The following is a 10,134-nucleotide window of genomic DNA, read 5'->3' as shown; positions in this document are numbered from 1 at the left end:
GTTTGAACTTGCCTACTTTAAGTGAGCAAAGAATGGATCAGCCGGCTGATTGATAAAGCACAAATCTTTAATTCAAAATCCCCACATTCTTAATTCTTACACAAAATTCACTCCCCAGAAACCTTGGGTCCCCGTGCTTCTCCGACCAGAATCCGTCCAGCACATCGGGAGTGAGGCAACGGTACACAGCAACACCTTTGTAAGTCTGGTCTTTCCCTTCATACCGGAAGTTGATCACCAGGATTCCGTCTTTGTAGAACCCGGTGCCGTGCTGTTCGTGGTCGCCGATGAGCCATTGGGCAAGGATGCGGTGGTTCTCATCCAGCGAAAGGGTAAGAAAGCCGTGATAAGTAACAGCATCGGTCGCTTCCTGGTTGCTGCCCTGGACAGTATAGCTGCCCACCAGATCGTGTACGGTCATTGATTTTTAATTTTAGATAAAACAAAAATAAAAAATTACGGTGTCAATTCCCAAACAGTTTGAAAATGGTGAAACGGGTTTCAAAAGTAGGTTTCTCGCAGATAGGGTAGATAACACTGTGAGCTCTTACAAGTAGAACAGTTTATGCTGAGCCTATCGAAGTAGCTTTGTGAAACTTGAAAACAGCTTGTATTTTTAAAAACTCCGTGTCATCTGTGTTCAGCAAAAGCTTGGTGCAAATTCACCATTCACTCTAAAACCACCCCGTCAAAAATTCCTTGAATTTTCGCCATCCCTCCGGTCCGGAGGGGAATTGCGGTTAAGGTATATTTTAGCGATTAACAATATTATCAAAGATAAAATCCTTGCGTCCTTCCACGTAAAGATTTTAAATTCTCTTGCGCCGTTGCGTTTTTCCAACAATCAACGGTTATCAGAAACTCGGTGTGCTCCTGTAAGTGAAACGGCTTAGTGACAGTTGAAAATAGTTGGTATAAAAAGATCTGCGTGTACTCCGTGTTCAGCAAAAGCTTGCTTCAAATTCACCATTCACTCCAAACCACCCCGTCAAAAATCCTTTGGATTTTCGCCACCCCTCCAAAGGATGGGAATTGCGGTTAAGGTATTTTTAGCGTTCCACCATTTTATCAAAGATAAAATCCTTGCGCCTTTCCACGTAAAGATTTAAAATTCTCTTGCGCCGTTGCGTTTTCCAACAATCTACGGTTATCAGAAACTCGGTGTGCTCCTGTAAGTGAAACGGCTTAGTGACACTTGAAAACGGTATGTGTATAAAAAACTCCGTGACCTCTGTGTTCAGGCAAAACTTCTTTAAATTCACTATTCACCATTCACCACCAGACTTCCCGGAATATTCCTACCTTTGTCCCTCATGAAGTATTTTTTCCTTATCTCGACCCTGATTACCTTCCTCACCTTCGGCCTCGACAAACGCAGGGCCGAAAAGCATCAGCGGCGGATCCCGGAATCTTTGCTCCTTTTCCTAACCTTCATGGGCGGAACCGCCGGCGCCATCCTCGGAATGATCTCCTACCGGCATAAAACCTCCAAAACTTCCTTCCTGATCAAAACCGGGCTGATTATCCTCCTTCAAGGGCTGATCATCTACGCGCTGCTTTATCATTTCTGAAACTGAAACATCCATTTTAAGGAGGCTGGGCCTATCGACGTCTTTTTTCGAACGCAGACTTTGCAGATGCGGCAGATCTTTAGTTATCATATAATTGCAGCTATCATTAGCTGAACGAAGTTCCTTATCGACAGAAAAATATTTTCAACGCTTTTAAAAAAAAACCTTGCGACCGTGGCGTTTGGAAACTTATCTATTCAATAAACCCTGACAGGCAATTTATCTTTTAACAAACATTTAGCATTTGTATTTTTCCCACGGCACCATTTTTTCTTCTATCTGAACTGTAAACACCAAAAAATTTAATATTATGTCTAAAAAAATCGCCATTTTGGCAACCCACGGATTTGAAGAAAGCGAACTGAAATCACCGAAAGAGCATTTGGAACAACAGGGATGGACGGCACACATCGTAAGTCCGGAATCAGGTTCCATCAAAGCATGGGCGGAAAAAGACTGGGGGCAGGAATATCCGGTGGATAAAACATTAGACGAAGCATCGGCTTCCGATTATGACGCCTTGGTATTGCCGGGCGGAGTGATCAATCCGGACCAGCTGAGAACCAATGAATCGGCCCTGTCTTTCGTAAGGGATTTCTTCGAGCAGCACAAACCGGTAGCAGCCATTTGCCACGGACCGCAGATCTTGATCAACGCAGGGGTAGTGGAAGGCAGAAACATGACTTCCGTAAAATCAATCAGCCAGGACCTGAAAAACGCTGGCGTACAATGGGAAGACAGCGAAGTGGTAACCGACCACGGACTGGTAACCAGCAGAACCCCTGAAGATTTACCGGCCTTCAACAAAAAGATGGTGGAGGAGATCAACGAAGGGAAACATGAAGAGCAAACCGTATAAACCTTATACTGAAACAATAAAAAGGCCTTGGTCAAACGATCCGGGCCTTTTTTATGTCCTCTTATCAAGGCTTTCAAATAATCCCTTCAAACGAAGAAAATAGCCTTTTGATTATGGGCGATCCCTTTTTAAACAACCGGAGTTTTTTTCAGGAGCTTGATCCTGCTATCCGCTATTACTCCTCGCGCCAACGCTCTCCAAGGCACGCCGCCGCCAAACCCGGCACACTCCAACCCGCCAGCCCCGCTGTGGGGTAGCCGCTTCTATCAGGGCTAGGGCAGCAGGTCTTATTTTCACCGGGAGTTAGTAGTCAATGGTCATTCACTTCGCTGGTCAATGGTCAATTTAGCGTCAGCCTGAAATTCACCTGCTCAGCAACATTGACTTGCGGAGCAAAATTCGTTATTTGCATTTGTTAATCATTAATCTGCTTCGTTGGTCAATGGTCAATTTTTCCAATGTTATAAAACAAATTTGCTCCGGAGGAGCAATATCTGTGTAGCAAAAATATCAGCAGGGGAGCTGAACTCCAGCGGAGTTCTATCTTTCACCAACATGCTGCACAGGGTAGATCACACACCTACGGCGTGCTGTTCATGGCAATCTTTTTTTCTACACAGATGATATTCCTATGGAATATGGCTTCCTGAACAGATTGGATTACTGCCTGTACCTCATCAATGGTCAATTTTCTACTGTTATAAAACCAATTTGCTCTGTAGGAAAAATATCTGTGTAGTAAAATCCTTTGAATTTTCAGCATTTTGTGCGATACACTGTGATTGCCGTTAATTTGAATGATCCGATAAAAATCTCTGATTTTTAAAAACTTTTATGGACTTGTTTACCATAAAGTATTCAACTTTTCATGTAAACAAAGTTTCTTTTGTTATTTTTGTGGTTATAATTGGGCAGTTTATCGAAAAAGGTGGCTTGGGCTCCGCTCAGCCACCAGACGGTCATTCATTTACAGATGCCAATGAAAAAATATTTGATTTTTAATCTCATGTGCTCTGAAGTCTGCACAATCCATCAATCTAAAAATCTTATGTGGCTTATGTGTTAAAAGCCTTTTATTCCTATTATGGTTTAAACACAGCTTTTCACGGTACGAGACTAAAGTTCTCATTATGAATTTGTTAAATTATTAGTCTTCATACACGGTATTTGATTTAAAATCACTATTTTTGCACCCGTAAAAATCATTCATGCAAAACATTAGAAATATTGCGATCATCGCACACGTTGACCACGGGAAGACGACTCTGGTTGATAAAATCATTCATGCAACGAACATTTTCAGAGAAAATCAGGAAAGTGGAGAACTGATAATGGATAACAATGATCTTGAAAGAGAGAGAGGGATTACCATTTTATCAAAAAATATTTCTGTTACGTATAAAGATACAAAAATCAACGTAATCGATACCCCCGGTCACGCCGACTTCGGTGGGGAAGTGGAAAGGGTATTGAAAATGGCAGACGGGGTGATCCTGTTGGTGGATGCCTTCGAAGGGCCGATGCCGCAGACCCGTTTCGTACTTCAGAAAGCGTTGGAATTAGGATTAAGACCATTGGTGGTCATCAATAAAGTAGACAAGCCGAACTGCCGTCCGGACGAAGTTCACGATCAGGTATTCGATTTGTTCTTCAACCTGGAAGCGACTGAAGAGCAGTTGGATTTCCCTACGTTCTACGGATCTTCAAAACAAGGATGGTTCAACACTTCATTGGAGCAGACGGAAGATATCTTGCCGTTACTGGATGGAATCTTACAGTACGTTCCGGCTCCGCAGGTAACCGAGGGGAACCTTCAGATGCAGATCACTTCTCTTGACTTCTCTTCTTTCTTAGGAAGAATCGCGATCGGAAAAGTAACGAGAGGCGAACTGAAAGAATCACAATGGATCGGTCTTGCCCAGGCAGACGGTAAAATCGTAAAAGGAAAAGTAAAGGAACTTTACGTTTTCGAAGGATTAGGAAAGAAAAAAGTAACCGAAGTTCAGGCAGGGGATATCTGTGCCGTAGTAGGTTTCGATGCCTTCCAGATCGGGGATTCATTTGTAGACCTTGAAAACCCTGAACCATTGGAAAGAACGGCCATCGACGAGCCTACCCTGAACATGACGTTCTCCATCAACAACTCTCCGTTCTTCGGAAAAGACGGTAAATATGTTACTTCCAATCACCTGAAAGAAAGATTGACCAAGGAATTGGAGAAAAACTTAGCCTTAAGGGTTCAGCAGACGGATGATGCCAATACCTTCCTTGTATTCGGTAGAGGTATTCTTCACTTATCGGTTCTTATCGAAACGATGAGAAGAGAAGGGTACGAAATGACCATCGGTCAGCCGCAGGTAATCCTGAGAGAAGATGAAAACGGACAAAAACTGGAGCCTTACGAATCTTTAGTGGTTGACGTTCCTGAAGAATATGCTTCAAGAGTAATCGACTTGGCTACCCAGAGAAAAGGGGATCTTCACATCATGGAAACCAAAGGGGAAATGCAGCACATGGAATTCGAGATTCCTTCAAGAGGTCTTATCGGATTGCGTTCACAGATGCTTACGGCCACTGCCGGTGAAGCCATCATGGCCCACCGTTTCACAGAATACAAGCCTTTTAAAGGAGCGATTCCAGGAAGAAACAACGGGGTATTGATCAGCAAGACCCAGGGACCGGCTACCGAATATTCTATCGCTAAACTTCAGGACAGAGGGAAATTCTTCGTGGATCCGGGTGAGGAGATCTATGCAGGAATGATCATCGGGGAACAGAACAAACCGGGTGATCTTGTGGTAAACATCGTGGAAGCAAAACAGCTGAACAATATGAGAGCCTCCGGAAAAGACAAAGATACCGGTGTAGCACCGAAAATCTTATTCTCTCTGGAAGAGTGCATGGAATATATCCAGGGTGACGAAGCCATCGAGGTAACTCCGAACTTCATCCGTATGAGAAAAAAAATCCTTTCTGAAGAAGAAAGAAAAAGAGTGGAAAGAGGAGCAAAAGCATAATTTCAACATTGATCCGGGCAACCGGCATCTTCGCCATTGCTGCAGAACATCATACAGCCTTCCGTTTTTGCGGAAGGCTTTTTTATTGTCCAAAGATGGCACAGATTTTCACAGATTGTTATGGGGTTTCCGGTTCCGCTCAGTCATCTGGATCGCCGTTCCTTACGACTGAGCCCTGAAAGGGTGGCTTATCATCAGCACCGGGTGCAGCCAGGTGTCAAAACATTCGGAAACATCCAAGCCCTGCAAGGGAGAAATCCACATATAATATTAGGTAAATAAAAAATCTCTGATTTTTTAAAAAAATTTGTGCGCTTTCTCCGTCATAAATTATTAAACTTCTTTATATAGTACAAATTTCTTTTGTCCCTTTTGTGGTTAAAATTCAAACGGAAGACACAAGTTAATACCGTAATTAACGTGAATTCGACAGTAATTCTTTGTTTTTAAGCAATTTAATGGAATTGAAAGATAAATGAAAATCTTATAGGCTTTAGCGTAGTACAAAAAAATTAGCTGATATTCAAAATTATGGGTAATATCCTTAAAAGACAGTGCTTCCCGCATCCAGCACCCCTCTTTCAGCCTTTTAAGTATGGTTTGTAACTCGAATCCACGTTAATTATTAAAAATCTTCGATTTTCCTCTACTGTGTTCTGAAATATTTTCAAAGTTTAGTCTATATCTCATATGTCTAATGTGTTAAAAACTATATTCCGGGCTGGTTCACGGCCAAGTTTTTGTATTTCTGTGTGCTATGAACACCCTCAAACGAATATTCTTTTTATCCCTAATCATCTTTGCAGTAACCACCTGCAAAGAACTGAAAATACCCGGCAAAATCTTCGAGGCTTCCGAACGGGTCCGCTACGAGCGCAGCTATTCCGGAGCCGACAGCCTGATGGTGCAATGGAAAAACAGCTTCTCCTCAGCCATTGCCAATCGTCTTACCATAGGAGAAAGCAATGCCTTTACCTTTTTTGCTGATCAGCCTCAACAGGATGCCGTTGGGTATTCACTCGAACTGAAACAGGGTGATCTGCTGGTGATCGAAGCCACAGGAGTGGTGCCGCAGACAAAAATATTTGTTGATGTGTTTGAGCCGGATACAGATGCCGGAAAGGCCAAAAGTAAAATTCTGGAAAACGGAAGATTCACCCGGTTTACCGAAAGCAGCGGTTTGCATAAAGTCGTTATTCAGCCTGACATCGGATACCGGAATACGTTTGAACTGAAAATATATACCCAGCCGTCCATTGCATTTCCGGTAGCCGGAAAAGGTAACCGTGACGTCCAAAGCTTTTGGGGAGCCAGCCGCGACGGAGGCGGAAGGAGCCATGAAGGAGTGGATATCTTTGCATCGCGCGGAACACCGGTGGTTGCGGTAACGGATGGGGTCATCACCCGTACCGGGAACCAGGGCCTTGGTGGGAAGCAGGTCTGGCTCAGGGACGGTATCCTGGGAAATTCCTATTATTATGCGCACCTTGACAGCATCCTGACGGAAGGCGGAAGGCAGATAAGAACCGGTGATACGCTCGGAAGAATTGGAAATACCGGCAATGCTGCGGGCGGTCCGACCCATTTGCATTTCGGAATCTATACAACCGGTGGGGCGGTGGATCCGTATCCGTACATCAGAAAGCGTCCGGTGCAGGCTTCCGGCGCTACAGCAAAAATACCGGAAGAAAAAGTGATTAAAGCAGGGACTAATCTCCGTTCAGGTCCGGGAACGAAATATGAAAGCCTGACATTTATCAGTAACAAAATTCCCGTAAAAATTCTTACTGCGACCGGTTTGTGGTATCATGTAAAAATGGCAGATAACCAGGAAGGCTTTGTGCAAAGAGAAAGGTTGCAGAAATAGGATTGTTTTGATCATGTCAACTTAGAGGATGTTTAAATTCTTACTTAAAATGTTTTTCGTCATTCTCTTCATCTTAATTTTCTGAATTAAATAAACTTTGTTTATTCTTCACTTTAATACGATGATTTCAATTGATTTAAGCGAATATCGCCAGGCAGTCTGCACATTGATTTTTTCAGGCTAAAATACCTTAAATTCTTAATGTTAAAATATGAAAGGTAAATCTAAATAAGCTATTAATGTTAAAAATAAACCAGAAATTTAAATAGGTTTTCATTGAATCTACAGAGATGAATCATTTTTTCATAGACAGATCAATTCAATTCTTTATTCCTGGAAAAACAGCTGGTTCAAATGATAAGACCTCTTTAATATGTAAAACTTCATTAATCCGTATGATTTAAAAATAAAAGATTAACCTTATTTTTGTTATATGAACCTCCGGAATATTAAATATACCCTCATCTTATGTTCAGCCGTTACGCTGACCTCCTGTGCATCACAAAAAGCGGCAACTCCTGTAAAACCTCCAGTTTCAAAACCAAAACCGGATCTCCCGCCGAAACCTGTGGCTGCCATTCCGCCGGCGGATGAAACATTCAGGACCGTTCTTCCCGAAATAAGAAGGGAATTCCGCGGCGCCTGGATTGCGAGTGTAGCGAACATCAACTGGCCCTCAAGAAACAATTTATCAGTAGAACAGCAGAAGGCAGAAGCGATTGCCATGCTGGATATGCTGAAAGACAATAATTTCAACGCGGTTATCTTCCAGGCACGGCCCTCTGCCGATGCTTTGTACACCAGCAACCTGGAACCGTGGTCCTACTTTTTAACGGGGCAGACCGGCGTTGCACCTTATCCGAATTACGACCCGCTGCAATTCTGGACGGAAGAAGCACACAAAAGGGGACTTGAACTTCATGTCTGGCTGAATCCGTACCGGGCCCATCATTCCAACGGAGGTTCCCCGAACAGCCTGTCGATGGTCAACAAACTTTCCGATATTGTCATCCGGCTGAAAAACGGAATGTACTGGTTTGATCCTGCCGATCCGAAAACACAGGGACACGTTTCCAATGTCGTAAAAGATATTGTTAAAAGATACGACATCGATGCCGTTCATTTCGACGATTATTTTTATCCGTATGCCACTTACAACAAAGGGGCAGATTTTCCTGACAATAAAACCTGGAGTGCGTATGTAAGCAGCGGCGGAACTTTAAGCAGGGCAGACTGGAGAAGGGACAATGTTAATAAATTTGTGGAGCGGATTTATAAAGAAATCCATGCTGAGAAAAATTATGTGAAATTCGGGATCAGTCCGTTCGGGATCTGGAAACCGGGATATCCGGCAGGAATTACCGGTTCTTCGCAGTACGACGAGTTGTATGCTGACGCCAAATTATGGCTGAATAGAGGCTGGGTCGATTATTTTTCGCCTCAGCTCTACTGGCCGATCGAATCCAAAGGACAGCCTTTTGAAGCGTTATTGAGCTGGTGGAAGTCAGAAAATACAATGAACCGCCATCTCTGGCCGGGACTGAATACGGTGGAAATCCGTTCTCCGGACCGTCCGACAGAAATTAAAAATCAGATTGAAGTTTCCCGACAGGTTTTGGGCAATGACGCCGGAGAAATCCACTGGAGCATTGCCGGACTTACAAAAAATGCCAATATGCTTCCGGTATTGAAAAACGGACCCTACAAAGAAAAAGCGCTTGTGCCGAAATCCCCATGGATCAAAACCATCCCTTTGCAGACGCCGAGCCTCTTCATTAACGACAACGGAAGTTCCGTACAGGTAAGCTGGAGTACAAAAAATATAAAAGACGTTTTCCAGTGGGTTTTATTTACCCAGTACAATGGCGGATGGGAAACCGAAATCCTGACCCTCGATCAGCTTTCCAAAGAAATCCCGAAAATGAAAGACGGAAAAACATTGACTGCCGCCGCCATCAAGGCCGTTGACCGGTTGGGCAACGAAAGCGATTACACGGCAAAAATGCTGAAATAATGAATTGCTTCGTAAAACAACTTAATTCCTGTAGTTAGTCTGCGGGAATTTTTTTTGGCCTATGTTTATTGTGAATGGTGAATTTTGCTGTGCAAGTGAATAGTGAATTTAAACTAGGTTAATGTGGGAAAGCGCAAAGCCGCAAAGAATATTAAATACTGTGCGTTCTTAAGTCGCAAGGATTTTATCTTTGATAAAATTGTAGAACGCTGATGATTTTAGGAGAACAGATACAATAAAGCATCAATTCAACCGGTATTAAAATTTAACAGCGTCAAATTCCCTGTGCCTTTCAACGTTATTATTATAACGAAAAATTGTGCCTCTGCGCAATCCATTAACAATCAAAAGTCTAAAGTAAATATTTTAATCTCAATTGCCCTCCAAATTTTGGAGGGGTGGCGAAAATTCTGAAAGGAATTTTTGACGGGGTGGTCGTGAAAAGGTGAATTTTGCTTCGCCGGTGAATAGTGAATACTGAATTTTTCTTCGATAAAAAATAAATAATCAATACTGAATTCGCATTCGTTTTCTCATTAAACTTTAATAAATTCACTATTCACCGGCAAAGCGAATTCACCATTGACGCTGGACTAAGGGAGAAGCAAAAGACGACCGCCCTAGCCCCGATTGCAGTGGAAATCCTTTTTTGAAAAAAAAGATTGCAACGGAAAGCGGGAAAAGCTTCTGAAAAATAATGTCATGAAAAGAGGAAAGGATAAAAACTCATTGTATGAAATTACCGGCAGAAGTTTAGAATAACTATAAATTATGGTGTAAAATATAGTATTTCAGCGTTTTATGAA

7 protein-coding genes are annotated in these 10,134 nt (G+C 42.7%); 6 read left to right on the top strand and 1 reads right to left on the bottom strand.

Annotated elements, in window-relative coordinates; translation table 11 throughout:
- Positions 1 to 67: 67 nt before the first annotated feature.
- Positions 68 to 421 (bottom strand): hypothetical protein, encoded by a 354-nt coding sequence (locus ACED20_RS15320; RefSeq protein WP_345765835.1) that lies wholly within the window; start codon positions 419 to 421, stop codon positions 68 to 70.
- 892 nt (positions 422 to 1,313) lie between these two features.
- Between ACED20_RS15320 and ACED20_RS15315 the strand changes: the two genes are divergently transcribed.
- The 6 genes from ACED20_RS15315 to ACED20_RS15290 all read left to right on the top strand — a co-directional run bounded on the left by ACED20_RS15315 (position 1,314) and on the right by ACED20_RS15290 (position 9,328).
- Positions 1,314 to 1,571, top strand: a complete 258-nt coding sequence (locus ACED20_RS15315) for a DUF1294 domain-containing protein (RefSeq protein WP_345765834.1) — start codon at positions 1,314 to 1,316, stop codon at positions 1,569 to 1,571.
- 310 nt (positions 1,572 to 1,881) lie between these two features.
- Complete coding sequence (locus ACED20_RS15310; protein ID WP_146944340.1) at positions 1,882 to 2,430, top strand: type 1 glutamine amidotransferase domain-containing protein; 549 nt, start codon at positions 1,882 to 1,884, stop codon at positions 2,428 to 2,430.
- Positions 2,431 to 3,264: 834 nt separating this feature from the next.
- Positions 3,265 to 3,432 (top strand): hypothetical protein, encoded by a 168-nt coding sequence (locus ACED20_RS15305; protein WP_345765833.1) that lies wholly within the window; start codon positions 3,265 to 3,267, stop codon positions 3,430 to 3,432.
- Between the two features lie 206 nt (positions 3,433 to 3,638).
- Positions 3,639 to 5,447 (top strand): translational GTPase TypA, encoded by a 1,809-nt coding sequence (gene typA / locus ACED20_RS15300; protein WP_149248625.1) that lies wholly within the window; start codon positions 3,639 to 3,641, stop codon positions 5,445 to 5,447.
- A gap of 757 nt (positions 5,448 to 6,204) precedes the next feature.
- A complete protein-coding gene (locus ACED20_RS15295) occupies positions 6,205 to 7,314 on the top strand; it encodes a M23 family metallopeptidase (RefSeq protein ID WP_345765832.1) in 1,110 nt (369 codons plus the stop codon).
- A gap of 433 nt (positions 7,315 to 7,747) precedes the next feature.
- Complete coding sequence (locus ACED20_RS15290) at positions 7,748 to 9,328, top strand: family 10 glycosylhydrolase (RefSeq protein ID WP_345765831.1); 1,581 nt, start codon at positions 7,748 to 7,750, stop codon at positions 9,326 to 9,328.
- Positions 9,329 to 10,134: the final 806 nt, after the last annotated feature.

The organism is Chryseobacterium sp. sg2396, from assembly GCF_042610505.1.
Lineage (GTDB): Bacteria > Bacteroidota > Bacteroidia > Flavobacteriales > Weeksellaceae > Chryseobacterium.
The sequence above is the reverse complement of the archived record's forward strand: the minus strand, read 5'-3'. Positions and strand labels throughout refer to the sequence as shown.

Bases quoted from the DNA above. Each gene is read 5' to 3' on its own strand.
- ACED20_RS15295 (WP_345765832.1), top strand. From the start codon at position 6,205: ATGAACACCCTCAAACGAATATTCTTTTTATCCCTAATCATCTTTGCA.
- ACED20_RS15310 (WP_146944340.1), top strand. From the start codon at position 1,882: ATGTCTAAAAAAATCGCCATTTTGGCAACCCACGGATTTGAAGAAAGC.
- typA (WP_149248625.1), top strand. From the start codon at position 3,639: ATGCAAAACATTAGAAATATTGCGATCATCGCACACGTTGACCACGGG.
- ACED20_RS15315 (WP_345765834.1), top strand. From the start codon at position 1,314: ATGAAGTATTTTTTCCTTATCTCGACCCTGATTACCTTCCTCACCTTC.
- ACED20_RS15320 (WP_345765835.1), bottom strand. From the start codon at position 421: ATGACCGTACACGATCTGGTGGGCAGCTATACTGTCCAGGGCAGCAAC.
- ACED20_RS15305 (WP_345765833.1), top strand. From the start codon at position 3,265: ATGGACTTGTTTACCATAAAGTATTCAACTTTTCATGTAAACAAAGTT.
- ACED20_RS15290 (WP_345765831.1), top strand. From the start codon at position 7,748: ATGAACCTCCGGAATATTAAATATACCCTCATCTTATGTTCAGCCGTT.